Consider the following 15,499-nt stretch of genomic DNA (forward strand, 5'->3'; position numbering starts at 1 on the left):
CGATACGGGCGGGCGGATCGAGGAGATCGAGGTCGTCGGGCGTACGACGGGGATCGCGACACCCGCGTACGTGTATCTGCCGCCGGAGTACTTCCAGGCCCGGCACCGCGGCCGTACGTTTCCCGCCGCCGTCGTCCTGACCGGGTACCCGGGGACCGCCGAGGCGCTGGTGGACAAACTCCACTATCCGCGCACGGCACTGGAGTCGGCCCGGGCCGGACGGATGCGGCCGATGATCCTGGTGATGCTGCGGCCGACGGTCGCGCCGCCCCGGGACACGGAATGCGTGGACGTGCCGGGCGGCCCCCGGACGGAGACGTTCTTCGCGAAGGACCTTCCCGAGGCGGTGGGCGCCCACTACCGCGTGGCCGGGGGGCGGGGGAGCTGGGGTGTCGTCGGCAACTCGACGGGCGGCTACTGCGCGCTGAAACTCGCCGTGCACCATCCCGAGGTGTTCGGCGCCGGGGCCGGGCTCTCCGCGTACTACGACGCGCCGGACGACCCCACCACCGGTGATCTCTTCCAGGGCGACAGGGAGCGGAAGAACCACGCGAATCTGTGGTGGTATCTCAAGAACAAGCCCGCCCCGGACACTTCCCTGCTCGTGACCAGCAGCAGGTCGGGCGAGACGAACTACAGGGACACGCTGGAGTTCATCGAGCGGGTCAAGAGCAGGAAGCCGACCCGGATCTCTTCGATCATCCTGGAAAGCGGCGGGCACAACTTCAATACCTGGCGGCGGGAGATTCCCGCGACGCTTGAGTGGCTCGGTCAGCGGCTGGGTGGGCGCCCGGCGTGAATGATCTTGAGGTAATTCGCCACGCGGCGGTCTTGTGGAATCCCGGTGCCGTGTGAACACGTCGGAGACGGCCGTGTTTTTACGGGGCGGGGCGCCAAGATTCGCCTACGCGCGGTAAGTTTCTGGCCATGCCACGTGGACGTCACCGCCATTCCCCGCCTCTGCACAGGCTGCTTCCTCCGTCGGCGATCGCAGGCGTCTCCGTCGTCTGCGCCCTCGGCCCCTGGGTGTTCAGCGAGACCATGATCCTCCGTGTGCTGGCCGCGGCCGCAGCGGTGACGGCCGTCGTCGGCGCGGTCGTCATGCGGCACTGGGACGCACAGGCGGGCAGGCGCGTCGCCGACCTCACGCGCGCGCGGGCGAGCGACGAGTGGCGGTACGAGGAACGGGTCGCCGAACTGGAGTCCGACCTGGAGGAGTCGCGCGAACTGCGCGTCAAGCTGGAGCACCGGCTGCGGGCCAAGCGCACCGAGCTGGCGGGGCTGCGCAACGAGCACGCCTCGCTGCTGCGGCGCTACGCCACGGCGGAGACCGAGCGTGCCACGGCGCTGGAGGGCCGCCGCCTGCTGGAGATAGAGGCGGTGCCGTCGGCGCCCGCGCTGCCGGCGGCACGACCGGCACCGGCCGAGGAGGCGACCGACGAGGGTCTCCCGTCCGCCGAGGGCACGGGCGAGGCTGCGAAGGAGGAGGCGCCGGCCGTTTTCTCCCCCGCGGGTTCGCGGCTGTTCCTCCGGGCCAACGCGGCCCTCGCGCGCTTCGACGAGGACGCGCCGAACGGCCCGGACGGTGGCGACCGGGACGACGGCGGCGACGCCTCCGACGACGGGGACGGCGGTGACGACGGCGGCGACGGCGGTGACGACGGCGGCAGCGGCGGTGGCGAGAGCGCGACGGCGCCCGAGGCGGTCCAGGAGGACGAGGCGCAGGGGCAGCCCGAGGCGGCCGACGGGCACGAGAGTTCCGCCCCCGCCGCTCCGGCGACGCAGTCCGACGAACGGCCCGCGCCGCCCGGCGGGTCCACCCGGCGGGCCGACGGTCACTTCACGGTGCCGACCGCGGTGGCCGTCGTACCGGGGGCCCCGGCGCGGCGTCCGTCGGTCGAGGGCGGCTTCGACTTCTTCGGCACCAAGGAGCCCGGGGACGGCGCGGACGGCGCGGGGCCCTCCGACGCCGCCCTGGAGACCGTCCAGAACGAGGACCTCGCCGACGTGGTCGGCCAGGAGGCCCTCGCCCTGCACAAGGCCGAGGCGGAGGCCGCCTTCAAGCCGGCCGGCGAGGAGTCCCGGGGGGTCGGCCAGGTGATCGACCTGACGGAACACGACGAGACCGAGCAGATCGACATGCAGGGGCTGCGCAGCGCGGTGTCCTGAGGCCCCGGGGGCGGCTCAGGCCATCCAGCGGTCCGGTGGCGCGTCCCGGCGTCCGGTCCGGGACCGATCCGCCTGGCTTTCCAGCAGCCGGGCCGCCTCGTCGGCGTCCCGCAGCCGCGCGGTCACGGTCCTGTTCGCCCCCGTGTCCACCCGTACGTCCGCCAGCCGCAGCGCCCGCTGCCAGGGCCCCTGGGTCAGGCGGACGCTCTGCACCTTGGCGTGCGGCACCAGCGCCAGGCTGCGCCGCAGCAGTCCGTACCGGGCCGCGAAGACCGCGTCGGTGACGGCGAGGCCGTAGCCGCGCCACCACAGGGGCCTGCACCGCGCCGCGCGCCGCGGCGGACGTGACAGGTCCGGAGCCGTCGGCACGGTCACGCCGGGCAGCACCCGCGCGACGACCGCCTCGGCGATCTCGCGCGGGGCGACCGGCAGCAGCACGGAGTTCGACGAGCCGGCCACGTCCAGCTCCACCCGCACCCACCGGCGCCGCCGCCACAGCAGCGGCTCCACGATCCGCACGGTCTGCACCCGGCCCGGCGGCACCGTCTCGTGGGCCCGGTCCAGCAGGCCGTGGTCGATGCGGAGCCCGTCCTGGGACTCGGCCACCGTCCAGTCGTACTCCCCGACGAACCGGCCCGCGCTGCTCGCGCCCGCGGCGCCCACCAGGGGGAGGGCGGTCGCCAGCACCGTCCACAGGCTGTGGGTGGCCAGCCACAGCAGCGTCGGTACGACCACGGCGGCGAGCAGCGTGCCCCAGGTCGCGCCGGTCAGCAGCAGCGAGACGGCCAGCACGCCGGGCGGCACGCGCAGCAGTTGCCGGGCGGGGGCCTCACCGACCTCGTGCGCGGTCTCGGGTGCGAAGCCGGCCGCCCGGGCGAGCAGCTCGGCCCGCAGCGCCCGGGCGTCACCGGCGCCCAGGAAGGCCAGTTCGTCCTTCTTGCCGGTGCCTATGACGTCGAGTTTGAGCTTGGCGACCCCCGCGACCCGGGCCAGCAGCGGCTGGGTGACGTCGATGGCCTGGATGCGTTCGAGGCGGATGTGCGCGGTACGGCGGAACAGCAGCCCGGTGCGGATGCGCAGCTCCGTGCCGGTCACCGCGTAGTGGGTGAACCACCAGGTCAGGAAGCCGTAGAGGCCGGCGGCCGGGATCAGTACGGCGAGGCCGACGAGGAGGTGGGTCGTGGTCAGCCGGGTCAGCTGGCGCTGCGCCTGGTCGGGGTCGTGCACCGCCCAGCCGACGAGCACGGCGACCGGTGCCCACGCGCGGCGCAGCGGCGTGACGGGGTGCAGGCGGCGCTCGGTGACGCCGTCCGCTCCGGGGGGCGGGCCGTGCTCGGTGGCCTGGGTGGAGCCGTCGGCCCCGGGCGTGGTCACAGCCCCGCCGATCGTGCCTCGCCCAGCTCGGTGAGGCGGTCGCGCAGGCGTTCCGCCTCGGCCGGGTCGAGGCCGGGGATGGTCGCGTCGGTCGCGGCGGCGGCCGTGTGCAGTTGCACGCTGGCCAGGCCGAAGTGCCGCTCGACCGGCCCGGAGGTGACCTCCACCAGCTGCATCCGGCCGTAGGGCACCACGGTCTCCTCCCGCCACAGCACGCCCCGGCTGATCAGCAGGTCGTCGGCGCGCTCGGCGTACCGCCAGGAACGCCAGTTGCGCTCCAGCATCACCCAGCCGCAGGCCAGCAGGGCCAGCGGCGGCAGCGCCAGGGCCGCCCACGGGGCGCCGAGGAACAGGCCGGGCAGCAGCCCCGCGGCAAGGGTCAGCAGTCCCAGCCACACCACCAGCAACAGCCGCCTCATGCGCAGCAGTCCCGGCGGCAGGCCGGTCCACACCGGCTCGTGCCGCACCGCGCGCGTCGCCCCCGCCGTGCCCGCGTCGTCAGGGCTCCCCGTCTCCATGAGGCCAGCGTACGTAGGGGAGACTGTGTTCATGACTCCTACGACGGAGACCATGGTCGGGATCGGCGGCGCCGCGGAGAGCACCGACATGGTGCTCAACATCGGGCCCCAGCACCCCTCCACGCACGGCGTGCTGCGGCTCAGGCTCGTCCTGGACGGCGAGCGCATCACCAGCGCCGAGCCCGTGATCGGCTACATGCACCGCGGCGCGGAGAAGCTCTTCGAGGCCCGCGACTACCGGCAGATCATCGTGCTCGCCAACCGCCACGACTGGCTGTCGGCGTTCTCCAACGAACTGGGCGTCGTCCTCGCCGTGGAGCGGATGCTCGGCATGGAGGTCCCCACGCGCGCGGTGTGGACGCGGACGCTGCTCGCGGAGCTGAACCGGGTGCTCAACCACCTGATGTTCCTGGGGTCGTACCCCCTGGAGCTGGGCGGGATCACCCCGGTCTTCTACGCCTTCCGGGAGCGGGAGGTCCTCCAGAACGTCATGGAGGAGGTCTCCGGCGGGCGCATGCACTACATGTTCAACCGCGTCGGCGGCCTCAAGGAGGACCTTCCGGCGGGCTGGACCGGCCGCGCGCGTGCCGCCGTCGCCGCCGTGCGCTCGCGCATGGACGTCTTCGACGACCTGGTGCTCGGCAACGAGATCTTCCGCGGGCGCACGCGCGGGGTGGGTGCCCTGATGCCCGAGGCCGTGCACGCGTACGGCGTCAGCGGGCCGATCGCGCGCGCCTCCGGCGTCGACTTCGACCTGCGGCGCGACGAGCCGTACCTCGCCTACGGCGAACTCCAGGACACGCTGAAGGTCGTCACCCGCACCGAGGGGGACTGCCTCGCCCGCTTCGAGGTCCTCCTGGAGCAGACGCACAACGCCCTCGACCTCGCCGACGCCTGCCTGGACCGCCTGGCCGAGCTGGCGCCCGGGCCGGTCAACCAGCGGCTCCCCAAGGTGCTGAAGGCGCCCGAGGGCCACACCTACGCCTGGACCGAGAACCCGCTCGGCATCAACGGCTACTACCTCGTCAGCAAGGGCGAGAAGACGCCGTACCGGCTGAAGCTGCGCTCGGCCTCGTTCAACAACATCCAGGCGCTGACCGAGCTGCTGCCCGGCACGCTGGTCGCGGACATGGTGGCGATCCTCGGGTCACTCTTCTTCGTCGTCGGCGACATCGACAAGTAGCGCGGCGGCGTCCACACCGCCCACCGGCTGGAGCAGCCACCCGAAGTCACCGAGACCGCCCGGCGCGAGCAGTTCGGCCGCCTGGGAGGCGCGCGTCAGGGCGCGCACGTATGCCGCCGGGTCGGTGGAGGCCAGCGCGAGCGGGGGGCGTACGCCCGTGAGCCCGAGGGCGCGCAGGGCCTCGCGCTGGGGGCGTACGAGGGCGTCCGGGGGCGTGCGATCCGGAGCGCACCTCGCGGCGTGGGCCGACGCACACGCGTCCAGCGCGACATGCGCGGTGATGTCGCACGACCCGTCCGGCACCGGCCGCGTCTCCCGCCCCGCCCGGAAGCCGGTGAGCGTCCCGAACGGCGGGCGGGAGTCCACGGTGTGCGCGTAGTCGGCGGCCACCGCGAGCCCCGCGTCCAGCGCCGCCACGGCCGACGCCCAGGCGGTGTCCCGGGGCAGCCCGATCTCGGCCCGCAGCCCCTCCTCGCCGGGCAGCGGCCACCAGCGCGCCAGCCACGCGGCCTCCGCCCCGGCCACCGGTCCGCCGAGCCGCTCCGTCCCGTCGCCCCGGACCAGCACCCGCCGCGCCACGCCCGCGGCGTCCACCTCCGCCACCTCCACCGGCACGTTGTCCAGCCACTCGTTGGCGAACAGCAGCCCGGTGACGCCGCGCGGCGGCTCGGCGAGCCACTCGATCCGGTGGTCGAGACCCTCGGGGCGGTCGGCGACCTCGACGGCGTACGCGCGCGTGCGGGCCGACACGGCGGCGGGCAGCGCGGCCAGCACGCCGGTGACCAGTTCGCCCCGTCCCGCCGCCATGTCCACGAAGGCCAGCGGGGTGGGCCGGCCCAGGGCCTCGTCGACCCGGCACAGCAGCCGTGCCACCGCCACCGCGAAGAGCGGCGACGCGTGGACTGACGTGCGGAAGTGCCCGGCCGGACCCTCCGGACCGGCCCGGTAGAACCCCGCGGGCCCGTACAGGGCCTCCTGCGTGGCCTCCCTCCAGCCACGCCACTCGCCGCCGTGCGCCTCTGGAACCTCATCGGCCCCTGTCGTCCCTGCTGTCACAGGCCCAGGCTAGGGGCACAGAAGAGCGGGGCCTCCACCTTGCGGAGTACGCGCGGCGGATACGGATCGACCCTCCGGTTGACCCCTGCACCTATTCCGCTTCCCTACGCTGGGTTACGTGCAGCGCCTCTACGATTTCCTCCGCCGACACCCGACAGGGGTCGACAGTTTCTGGGCCCTCGTCGTCCTCGGGGTCTCCCTGGTGTCCGTGTCGGGCCCGGGGACGTCGGACGAGGGCACGCACCTCATGGCGCTGATCGTCCCCTTCGCCGTGCTGCTGAGCGTCGTGATCGCACTGCGCCAGCGGATGCCGGAGAAGATGCTGCTGCTCGCCGTCGCACTCGGCGTGGGGCAGCTGGCGCTGGACGTCTCCACGATGCCGTCCGACTTCGCCTTCCTCGTGATCGTCTACACGGTCGCCGCGACCGGCGCCCGCTGGGCCTCCCGCACCGCTCTCGCCGTGGGGCTGTGCGCCGCGCCCTTCGCCCAGCTGCGCTGGGCCGACGACGAGCTGGGGATAGGGAGCAACATCGCCATAACGGTCTTCCAGGCGGTGCCCTTCGCGCTCGCCTGGGTGCTCGGCGACTCCATCCGCACCCGCCGCGCCTACTTCGCGCAGCTGGAGGAGCGGGCCGCCCGGCTGGAGAAGGAGCGCGAGGCGCAGGCCAAGGTCGCCGTCGCCGCCGAACGCGCCCGGATCGCCCGCGAGCTGCACGACGTCGTCGCGCACAACGTGTCCGTCATGGTCGTCCAGGCCGACGGCGCCGCCTACGTCCTGGACGCGGCCCCCGACCAGGCGAAGAAGGCCCTGGAGACCATCTCCTCCACCGGCCGCCAGGCGCTCGCCGAGATGCGCCGCCTGCTCGGCGTGCTGCGCACCGGCGAGCACCAGGAGGCCGGCGAGTACGTCCCGCAGCCCGACGTCCAGCAGATCGAGGACCTCGTCGAGCACTGCCGGACCTCCGGGCTGCCGGTCGACTTCAAGGTCGAGGGCACCCCGCGGCAGCTGCCCAGCGGCGTCGAGCTGACCGCGTACCGCATCGTGCAGGAGGCGCTGACCAACACGCGCAAGCACGGCGGGCCCAACGCGGGCGCGAGCGTGCGCCTGGTCTACTTCGACGACGGACTGGGGCTGCTCATCGAGGACGACGGCAAGGGCGCCCCGCACGAGCTGTACGAGGAGGGCGGCTTCGACGGCCAGGGCCACGGCCTGATCGGGATGCGCGAGCGGATCGGCATGGTCGGCGGGACCCTGGACGCGGGACCGCGACCGGGCGGAGGATTCCGCATCAGCGCGCTGCTGCCGCTCAAACCCGCACACTGACGACCGCCCCCGCACGCACGTACCGCGTTGACACCTGTAAGGAAGAGGCCCCGATGGCGATCCGCGTAATGCTCGTCGACGACCAGGTGCTGCTGCGCACCGGGTTCCGGATGGTGCTGGCGGCCCAGCCGGACATGGAGGTCGTCGCCGAGGCGGGCGACGGCGTCGAGGCCCTCCAGGTGCTGCGCTCGACCGCCGTGGACGTCGTCCTCATGGACGTCCGGATGCCCAAGCTCGACGGCGTGGAGACCACCGCCCGGATCTGCGTGGACCCCGACGCGCCCAAGGTGCTGATCCTGACCACCTTCGACCTCGACGAGTACGCCTTCTCGGCGCTGAAGGCGGGCGCCTCCGGCTTCATGCTCAAGGACGTGCCGCCCGGCGAACTGCTCGCCGCCATCCGCTCCGTGCACAGCGGCGACGCGGTCGTCGCCCCCTCCACCACCCGCCGGCTCCTCGACCGGTTCGCGCCGATGCTGCCGGCCACCGGCCAGGAGCCCCGGCACAAGGAGCTCCATCGGCTCACCGACCGGGAGCGCGAGGTCATGGTGCTGGTCGCGCAGGGCCTGTCCAACGGGGAGATCGCGGCGCGCCTCGTGCTGTCGGAGGCGACCGTGAAGACGCACGTGGGCCGCATCCTGACCAAGCTGAACCTGCGCGACCGGGTGCAGGTCGTGGTGCTCGCCTACGAGACCGGGCTGGTGCGGGCCGGCGGGGGACAGGGCTGAGGGGACCGGCTCACGGGGCTCCGCCGGTGCGCCCGCGTCGGTAGGGTCTGCGCATGCTCCTGTGGATCAACGGCCCCTTCGGCGGCGGCAAGACACAGACGGCCTTCGAGATACGGCGGCGGCTGCCGGGCAGCGTCGTCTGCGACCCCGAGCACGTGGGCTTCGGGCTGCGCCGCACGCTGCCGCCCGAACTGCGCGGAGACTTCCAGGACTTGGCATCCTGGCGGCAGGGCGTGGTCGAGGTCCTCGACCTGGCGCTCACGAAGCACGACGGGGTGGTGATCGCGCCGATGACGGTCACCGACTCCGGGTACTTCGCCGAGACCGTGGGCCGCCTGGGCGAACTGGGCCACGACGTACGCCACTTCACCCTCCTCGCCGAGCGCGAGACGGTGCTGCGTCGGCTGCGCGAGCGCGGCCTCGGCCACCTGATCGGGTACGTCAGGTACCCCGGGCACGCCCGTGGGAAGCGACCCGGGCCCCGTCGCGACACCTGGGCCGAGGGGCAGCTCGACCACTGCCTGGAGCGGCTGGCCGGGCCGGAGTTCGCCGAGCACCTGTGGACGGACCGCACGACCGTCCCGAAGACCGCCGACCGGATCGCCGTGCTGGCGGGACTCACCCTCAGGCCCAACGACGAGGGCGCGCTGCGCACCCGGATCAGGCAGGCGGGCGTCGGGATCCGGCACATCCGGGCCGACTGACCGGCCGCGCGCACCGCCCGTGCACCGCCGTGCACCGCCGCGCGCCTCCGGCGCCGGGCTACCGGAGTATGCCCTCCAGGAAGTCGCTGCCCAGCCGGGCCACGACCGTCACGTCCAGCTGGTGCAGCACGTACCGGCCGCGGCGGCGGGTGGTGATCAGCCCCGCCTTCTTCAGCACCCCCAGGTGCCGGGATATCTCGGGGGCCGTCATGCCGTGCACCTGAGCCAGCTCGCCGGTGGTGTACTCGCTGCGGGCCAGATACCGGCAGATCCGCATCCGGACGGGGTGGGACAGCGCGGTCATCCGCAGCGTGAGCTGCTCGACCGAGGGCGGCGAGGCCATCTCCGGGGAGCCGACCGGGTAGTGCAGCACCGGCTGCCAGCCGTGCCGGTGCAGGACCATCAGGTGCGGCCAGCCCAGGCTGGTCGGGACGAGCAGCAGTCCCCCGTCCGCCGTCGCGGAGCGGCCGTCGCCCAGCTTGTCGACCGTGATCCGCGCGGCGCCCTCGTCCAGCGTCACCGCCGGGGAGACGGCGGCGAGCGCCTCGGCGAGGCCCCTGCGGCGCAGCAGGTCCGTCTTGAGCCGGGCGTCCGCCGCGAGCTGGTGGCGCAGCCGGGACCAGGCCTCCGCGAAGAACGCCTCGTCGCAGTCGTGCGCGAACTGCCGCAGCCAGCCCCGGATCCGGGGCGGGTCGACCAGCAGCCGCTCGCTGAAACGCAGCTGCTGCGGTCCCCGCGCGGCGGCCAGGTCCAGGGCACGCCGGCGCACCTCGGCGCTGGCGAGCGCGGAGACCCCGCCCGTGCTGTACGGCAGCGCGCAGGTGAACTCCAGGGCCGCGTCCACGAACTGCTCGTCGGACAGCTTGTCCAGCAGGTCGAGGTCCTCGGCGAGGGTGGCGCCGGGCAGCGTGCTGCGGCCCGGCACCCCGGCGAACGGCATGAACAGGTCCGAGAAGGTGGTCCGCCACAGGAAGTCGGCCTCGCACATCCGGTCGGCCAGATGCGAGTCGAGCCGGGCGGTCACGCCCGTCGCCCAGCCCTGCAGCCCGGGGTGGTGCCCCGGCTCGGACAGCGCGTGCAGCGCCATGCCCAGCTCGGCCAGGGGGGAGGGCACGACGGCGACCCTCTCCGGCCGCAGCCCCGCGATGTCGATGCGCACGCTCATGCCCCCATGGTGCACGCCGCCACTGACAACACCGGCGCCGATTGACCGCGGTCGTCAATCGGCGCGACGGCGGGGCGGGACCGGAGCAGGCTGGGTCACCGGGGCAGCCGCGGAGCCCCCTCCCCACCGCAATGTCCCGACCCGTATCCGGGAGAAGGCGATCCGCCATGAGCATCACGCAGCAGTACCTCCTCGACACCTACCGCGCCCGGCAGCTCGGCGAGCCCGCCCCGCCCGCGCCCGGCACCTACGACGTGCGGGTCGTGCGCGAGTGGCGCGAACGCCGCCGGTTCCGGGCCGTGCTCGCCGGCCGCCCCGCCCACGGCCCCCTGCGGCGCGCGCTGCGCGGGTGGTGGTCCAGGCGGCCGCGCGCCCTGGGCTGACCCGGCCGCCGCCCGGTCACACGGTCCGGCCGTGAGGTGAACGGCCGCTCGAGCGTGCCCCGCGCAGGTGGTGGCTCCGGGTGATCCGGGCTGACGCGGTCCGTCGCTCAGTCCTCCAGCGCGGCCACGAAGTCCGCGACCGCCGCCCGCACGTCGTCGGGCGTCCACTCCAGGCCGGCCGTCCCCACCCCGACCTCCGCGACGGAGATCCCGGGCCCGGCGGGGTCCCAGGCGCCGGCGAACAGCAGGACGCCGGTCTCCTCGCCCTGCCGGAGCGCGGCCTCGCCCAGGACTTCGGCGTCGTACGGCAGCCAGACCCGGAACTCGTGGGTGTGCGGAACCTCGGGCTGCACGCGCGCCCACGGGACGCCGGCCGCCGCGAACCCCTCGCGCAGCGCGGCGGCCACCACGCGCGCGTGCGCGACCTGTTCGGGCAGTCGCGGCAGCGTCCGCTCCAGTCCCGCCAGCGCCGACAGGGCGGTGGGGAACTGCTGGAACAGGGCGCCGCCGTAGCGGTGCCGCCAGGCGCGCGCCTCGTCCACCAGCGTGCGCGGACCGGCGAGCGCGGCACCGCCGAAGCCGCCGAGCGACTTGTAGAACGACACGTAGACGCTGTCCGCGAGGCCCGCGATCTCCGCCAGGGGCCGGCCGAAGCGCACGGTGGTCTCCCACAGCCGGGCGCCGTCGAAGTGGACCACCGCGTCCCGCTCCCGCGCCGCGGCGACGACCTCGGTCAGCTCCTCCCAGGTGGGCAGCACGTAACCGGCGTCCCTCAGGGGCAGCTCCAGCATCAGCGCCCCGAAGGGCTCCTCGAAGTCGCGCACCTCCGCCGCGGTCGGCAGCCGGGGGTCACTGGTCACCCGCACCGGGCGCAACCCGCTGACCCGGCTGAACGCGTTCCGCTCGTGCACCTCGGGATGGCTGAGTCCGTGCAGGGCGACCGTCGGATCGCCGGTGCGGCCGGCCCAGCAGCGCAGGGCCACCTGCTGGGCCATCGTGCCCGTCGGGAAGAAGGCGGCGGCCTCGAGGCCGAGCAGCAGGGCGGTCCGCTCCTCCAGGGCCTCGACGACGCCGTTGCCGTACATGTCCACCGGTTCGTCCAGGTCGTAGAGGTCCTGGACGTCGTCGAGCAGCGCCAGCCTTTCGCGGACGGTCCTGAGGTAGCCGGGGCGGTCCAGCACCCTGCGGGCGGCCCGATGGACGGCGAGCCGCCGCTCCCGCGTCCGCCGGTTCCGCTCCGCCGGGGGCGCCTCCTGCCCGGCCGGTCCGCCACTTTCCTCCACGGTGTCAGTCATGCCGGGATCATGCCGGGCGGCACCGTGCCGGGGCATCCGGGTTTCGCGCACCGCCGGGAGCCGCGGCGGGCGGGCGTGCGTGGAAACCCACAGCCTGTGGACAACCGGACGCCCCCCGAACCAATCGCGTTAACATGACGAGAAATCGTCCGGTACCCCGAGCGGACTGGAACGGGAAGGCCGTCCTCGCGTGAACACAACCCCACAGCCAGACCCCAAGGACCGCCCCGCGCGGCTCACCGTAGGCGTTGTCGGCGCCGGACGCGTGGGCCCCGCGCTGGCCGCGTCCCTCCAGCTCGCCGGGCACCGCCCGGTGGCCGTCTCCGGGGTCTCCGACGCCTCCCGGCGGCGCGCCGCCGCACTCCTTCCCGACGTGCCCCTCATGGCGCCCGCCGAGGTCCTGCAGCGCGCCGAACTGGTCCTGCTGACCGTCCCCGACGACGCCCTGCCCGGTTTGGTGGCCGGCCTCACCGAGACCGGTGCCGTGCGGCCGGGCCAGCTGCTGGTGCACACCTCCGGCCGGTACGGCGCGAGGGTCCTGGACCCCGCGCTGCGGGCCGGTGCCCTGCCGCTCGCCCTGCACCCGGCGATGACCTTCACCGGCACTCCCGTGGACGTCCAGCGGCTGGCCGGCTGCTCCTTCGGCGTCACCGCTCCCGAGGAGCTGCGGCTGGCCGCCGAGGCCCTGGTCATCGAGATGGGCGGCGAGCCGGAGTGGATCGCCGAGGACCGGCGCCCGCTCTACCACGCGGCGCTCGCCCTGGGCGCCAACCACCTGGTCACCCTGGTCGCCCAGTCCATGGAGCTGCTGCGCACGGCCGGCGTGGCGGCCCCCGACCGGATGCTCGGACCCCTGCTGGGCGCCTCCCTCGACAACGCCCTGCGCTCCGGCGACGCGGCCCTCACCGGCCCTGTCGCGCGCGGGGACGCGGGCACGGTCGCCGCGCACATCGTGGAGCTGCGCGAGCACGCGCCGCAGGCCGTGGCCGGCTACCTGGCGATGGCCCGCGCGACGGCCGACCGCGCGCTGGCCCACGGGCTGCTGAAGGCCGAACTGGCCGAGGACCTGCTCGGGGTACTCGCCGAAGGAAGGCCGGGCCCCAACGGCCCCGCGGGCCCGACCGGCCCGGCCGGCCCGGCCGGCCCCGAGGGACCCACCGGGCCTGGCCGTCCCGACGGACCCACCGGCCCCGACCGCCCCGAGGGACCCACCGGCCCCGACCGCCCCGAGGGAGACGCCCGATGACCACCACCCCGCCCGCCCTGCTGCGCACCGCCGACGAACTCCACGCGCGTGTGCGGCGCGGCCGCCGGGCCGTCGTGATGACCATGGGCGCCCTGCACGAGGGCCACGCCACCCTGATCCGCACGGCGCGCGACCTGGCCGGCCCGGACGGCGAGGTCGTCGCCACCGTCTTCGTCAACCCGCTCCAGTTCGGCGCCGGCGAGGACCTGGACCGCTACCCGCGCACCCTGGACGCCGACCTGGAGATCGCCGCGCGGGCGGGCGCCGACGCCGTCTTCGCGCCCTCGGCCGACGAGGTCTACCCCGGCGGCGAACCCCAGGTGCGCGTCACCGCGGGCCCGATGGGCGAACGCCTGGAGGGCGCCTCCCGCCCCGGCCACTTCGACGGCATGCTCACCGTCGTCGCCAAGCTGCTCCACCTCACCCGCCCGGACCTGGCCCTCTACGGCCAGAAGGACGCCCAGCAGCTCGCGCTGATCCGCCGCATGGTCCGCGACCTCAACTTCGGCGTGGAGATCATCGGCGTCCCCACGGTGCGCGAGGAGGACGGCCTGGCCCTGTCCAGCCGCAACCGCTACCTCTCCGCCCCGGAGCGCCGCACGGCCCTCGCGCTCTCCCAGGCGCTCTTCGCGGGCCTGGACCGGCACGCCGCCCAGGAGGCGCTGTGCGCGCGTGCCCGCGAGGTCCCCGCCACCCAGGCCCGTGCCGAGGCCCTCAGCGCCCTGGGCGAGTCCCGCGCGGCGGCCGACGCCCACGCCGTCGCCACGTCCGCCCCGCGCAGCGCCACCGCCGTCCGGGCCGCCGCCCGCCAGGTCCTGGACGACGCCGCCCGCGCCACCCCGCCGCTGGAGCTGGACTACCTCGCCCTCGTCGACCCGGCCGACTTCACCGAGATCGACGACGACCACACCGGCGAGGCGATCCTCGCCCTCGCCGCCAGGGTCGGCGCGACCCGGCTGATCGACAACGTCACCCTCACCTTCGGAGCCGCCTCGTGACCAGCACAGGCATACGACTGCACGCCCCCGCGCCCGGCTGGGCCCTCGACGCGGACGTGGTGGTCGTCGGCTCCGGCGTGGCCGGCCTCACCGCGGCTCTGCGCTGCGAGGCGGCGGGACTGCGCACGGTGGTGGTCACCAAGGCCCGCCTCGACGACGGTTCCACCCGCTGGGCCCAGGGCGGCATCGCCGCGGCCCTCGGCGAGGGCGACACCCCCGAGCAGCACCTGGACGACACCCTGGTCGCCGGGGCGGGCCTGTGCGACCCGGAGGCGGTCCGCATCCTGGTCACCGAGGGCCCCGACGCCGTACGCCGCCTCATCGAGACCGGCGCGCACTTCGACGAGTCCACCGAGGGCGGCCTGGCGCTCACCCGCGAGGGCGGTCACCACCGCCGCCGCATCGCGCACGCCGGCGGCGACGCCACCGGCGCGGAGATCTCCCGCGCCCTGGTCGAGGCGGTACGCGCGCGTGGACTGCGCACCGTGGAGAACGCCCTGGTGCTCGACCTCCTCACGGACGCCGAGGGCCGCACCGCGGGCGTCACCCTGCACGTGATGGGCGAGGGCCAGCACGACGGCGTGGGGGCCGTGCACGCCCCCGCGGTGGTCCTGGCGACCGGCGGCATGGGCCAGGTCTTCTCGGCGACGACCAACCCGTCCGTCTCGACCGGCGACGGCGTCGCGCTCGCCCTCCGCGCGGGCGCCGAGGTGAGCGACCTGGAGTTCGTCCAGTTCCACCCCACGGTCCTCTTCCTCGGCCCGGACGCCGAGGGCCAGCAGCCCCTGGTCTCGGAGGCGGTACGCGGTGAGGGCGCCCACCTGGTGGACGCGGACGGCGTGCGCTTCATGGAGGGGCAGCACGAACTCGCGGAACTCGCCCCCCGGGACATCGTCGCCAAGGGCATCCTGCGCCGCATGCTGGAGCGCGACGCCGAGCACATGTACCTGGACGCCCGGCACTTCGGCGCCGACATGTGGGAGAGCCGCTTCCCCACGATCCTCGCCGCCTGCCGGTCGCACGGCATCGACCCGGTCACCGAGCCGATCCCGGTCGCCCCGGCAGCCCACTACGCCTCCGGCGGCGTCCGCACCGACGCCGCGGGCCGCACCACGGTCCCCGGCCTCTACGCGTGCGGCGAGGTCGCCTGCACCGGCGTGCACGGCGCCAACCGCCTCGCCTCCAACTCCCTCCTGGAAGGGCTGGTCTACGCCGAGCGCATCGCGGCCGACATCGCGGCGGGCCACGCGGACGGCGTGCGCTTCATGGAGGGGCAGCACGAACTCGCGGAACTCGCCCCCCGGGACATCGTCGCCAAGGGCATCCTGCGCCGCATGCTGGAGCGCGACGCCGAGC

The 15,499-nt window shown here is 74.6% G+C and carries 15 protein-coding genes; 10 read left to right on the forward strand and 5 right to left on the reverse strand.

The features are described from left to right. Both DMH12_RS30180 and DMH12_RS30185 read left to right on the forward strand, forming a co-directional pair. On the forward strand, positions 1-799 hold a 799-nt coding region (locus tag DMH12_RS30180), incomplete at its 5' end, for an alpha/beta hydrolase family protein (protein ID WP_125494600.1). Positions 800-927: 128 nt separating this feature from the next. Continuing rightward, the gene (locus tag DMH12_RS30185) at positions 928-2,169 is read left to right on the forward strand and encodes a hypothetical protein (protein ID WP_185832634.1); all 1,242 of its coding nucleotides are present in this window, start codon (positions 928-930) and stop codon (positions 2,167-2,169) included. A gap of 15 nt (positions 2,170-2,184) precedes the next feature. Here the strand turns inward: DMH12_RS30185 and DMH12_RS30190 are convergent, their stop codons facing one another. Both DMH12_RS30190 and DMH12_RS30195 read right to left on the reverse strand, forming a co-directional pair. After that, positions 2,185-3,543, reverse strand: a complete 1,359-nt coding sequence (locus DMH12_RS30190) for a PH domain-containing protein (protein WP_399189319.1) — start codon at positions 3,541-3,543, stop codon at positions 2,185-2,187. Continuing rightward, complete coding sequence (locus DMH12_RS30195) at positions 3,540-4,061, reverse strand: PH domain-containing protein (RefSeq protein ID WP_185832635.1); 522 nt, start codon at positions 4,059-4,061, stop codon at positions 3,540-3,542. Before DMH12_RS30195 ends, DMH12_RS30190 begins: the two co-directional genes overlap by 4 nt. Positions 4,062-4,092: 31 nt before the next feature. Between DMH12_RS30195 and DMH12_RS30200 the strand changes: the two genes are divergently transcribed. Continuing rightward, positions 4,093-5,244 (forward strand): NADH-quinone oxidoreductase subunit D, encoded by a 1,152-nt coding sequence (locus DMH12_RS30200; RefSeq protein WP_125494601.1) that lies wholly within the window; start codon positions 4,093-4,095, stop codon positions 5,242-5,244. On the opposite strand, the gene DMH12_RS30205 is transcribed toward DMH12_RS30200, so the two are convergent. Beyond that, positions 5,209-6,300: an SAM-dependent methyltransferase gene (locus DMH12_RS30205; protein WP_125494602.1), complete on the reverse strand. Its 1,092-nt coding sequence runs from the start codon at positions 6,298-6,300 to the stop codon at positions 5,209-5,211. The genes DMH12_RS30200 and DMH12_RS30205 overlap by 36 nt on opposite strands. Before the next feature lie 118 nt (positions 6,301-6,418). Here DMH12_RS30205 and DMH12_RS30210 point away from each other — a divergent pair, with 118 nt between their 5' ends. The 3 genes from DMH12_RS30210 to DMH12_RS30220 are packed head-to-tail and all read left to right on the forward strand — an operon-like array spanning position 6,419 to position 9,056. After that, on the forward strand, positions 6,419-7,624 hold the full coding sequence (locus DMH12_RS30210) for a sensor histidine kinase (protein WP_125494603.1): 1,206 nt from the start codon (positions 6,419-6,421) through the stop codon (positions 7,622-7,624). Positions 7,625-7,677: 53 nt separating this feature from the next. Beyond that, the gene (locus DMH12_RS30215; RefSeq protein WP_125494604.1) at positions 7,678-8,352 is read left to right on the forward strand and encodes a response regulator transcription factor; all 675 of its coding nucleotides are present in this window, start codon (positions 7,678-7,680) and stop codon (positions 8,350-8,352) included. A gap of 53 nt (positions 8,353-8,405) precedes the next feature. Next, positions 8,406-9,056, forward strand: coding sequence for an AAA family ATPase (locus DMH12_RS30220; protein ID WP_125494605.1), 651 nt, complete (start codon positions 8,406-8,408; stop codon positions 9,054-9,056). Between the two features lie 58 nt (positions 9,057-9,114). Here the strand turns inward: DMH12_RS30220 and DMH12_RS30225 are convergent, their stop codons facing one another. Next, complete coding sequence (locus DMH12_RS30225; RefSeq protein ID WP_125494606.1) at positions 9,115-10,221, reverse strand: DUF5937 family protein; 1,107 nt, start codon at positions 10,219-10,221, stop codon at positions 9,115-9,117. A gap of 167 nt (positions 10,222-10,388) precedes the next feature. Between DMH12_RS30225 and DMH12_RS30230 the strand changes: the two genes are divergently transcribed. Beyond that, a complete protein-coding gene (locus DMH12_RS30230) occupies positions 10,389-10,604 on the forward strand; it encodes a hypothetical protein (RefSeq protein WP_125494607.1) in 216 nt (71 codons plus the stop codon). Between the two features lie 107 nt (positions 10,605-10,711). On the opposite strand, the gene DMH12_RS30235 is transcribed toward DMH12_RS30230, so the two are convergent. Further along, complete coding sequence (locus DMH12_RS30235; RefSeq protein ID WP_125494608.1) at positions 10,712-11,899, reverse strand: low specificity L-threonine aldolase; 1,188 nt, start codon at positions 11,897-11,899, stop codon at positions 10,712-10,714. 190 nt (positions 11,900-12,089) lie between these two features. On the opposite strand from DMH12_RS30235, the gene DMH12_RS30240 reads away from it, so the two are divergent. The 3 genes from DMH12_RS30240 to DMH12_RS30250 form a co-directional block, all read left to right on the forward strand. Further along, positions 12,090-13,145, forward strand: a complete 1,056-nt coding sequence (locus tag DMH12_RS30240) for a Rossmann-like and DUF2520 domain-containing protein (RefSeq protein WP_125494609.1) — start codon at positions 12,090-12,092, stop codon at positions 13,143-13,145. Then, entirely contained in the window at positions 13,142-14,143 is a 1,002-nt protein-coding gene (panC, locus tag DMH12_RS30245) for a pantoate--beta-alanine ligase (RefSeq protein ID WP_125494610.1), read from the forward strand. The genes DMH12_RS30240 and panC overlap by 4 nt, the downstream gene beginning before the upstream one ends. Then, the coding region (locus DMH12_RS30250) for an L-aspartate oxidase (RefSeq protein WP_260474394.1) at positions 14,140-15,499 on the forward strand (1,360 nt) is incomplete at its 3' end. The genes panC and DMH12_RS30250, both read left to right, overlap by 4 nt.

This window comes from Streptomyces sp. WAC 04229, assembly GCF_003947455.1.
Taxonomy (GTDB): Bacteria; Actinomycetota; Actinomycetes; order Streptomycetales; family Streptomycetaceae; genus Streptomyces.

Excerpts from the sequence above, each read along its gene's own strand:
- panC (WP_125494610.1), top strand. The coding sequence starts at position 13,142 with ATGACCACCACCCCGCCCGCCCTGCTGCGCACCGCCGACGAACTCCAC.
- DMH12_RS30215 (WP_125494604.1), top strand. The coding sequence starts at position 7,678 with ATGGCGATCCGCGTAATGCTCGTCGACGACCAGGTGCTGCTGCGCACC.
- DMH12_RS30185 (WP_185832634.1), top strand. The coding sequence starts at position 928 with ATGCCACGTGGACGTCACCGCCATTCCCCGCCTCTGCACAGGCTGCTT.
- DMH12_RS30200 (WP_125494601.1), top strand. The coding sequence starts at position 4,093 with ATGACTCCTACGACGGAGACCATGGTCGGGATCGGCGGCGCCGCGGAG.
- DMH12_RS30225 (WP_125494606.1), bottom strand. The coding sequence starts at position 10,221 with ATGAGCGTGCGCATCGACATCGCGGGGCTGCGGCCGGAGAGGGTCGCC.
- DMH12_RS30235 (WP_125494608.1), bottom strand. The coding sequence starts at position 11,899 with ATGACTGACACCGTGGAGGAAAGTGGCGGACCGGCCGGGCAGGAGGCG.
- DMH12_RS30230 (WP_125494607.1), top strand. The coding sequence starts at position 10,389 with ATGAGCATCACGCAGCAGTACCTCCTCGACACCTACCGCGCCCGGCAG.
- DMH12_RS30195 (WP_185832635.1), bottom strand. The coding sequence starts at position 4,061 with ATGGAGACGGGGAGCCCTGACGACGCGGGCACGGCGGGGGCGACGCGC.
- DMH12_RS30220 (WP_125494605.1), top strand. The coding sequence starts at position 8,406 with ATGCTCCTGTGGATCAACGGCCCCTTCGGCGGCGGCAAGACACAGACG.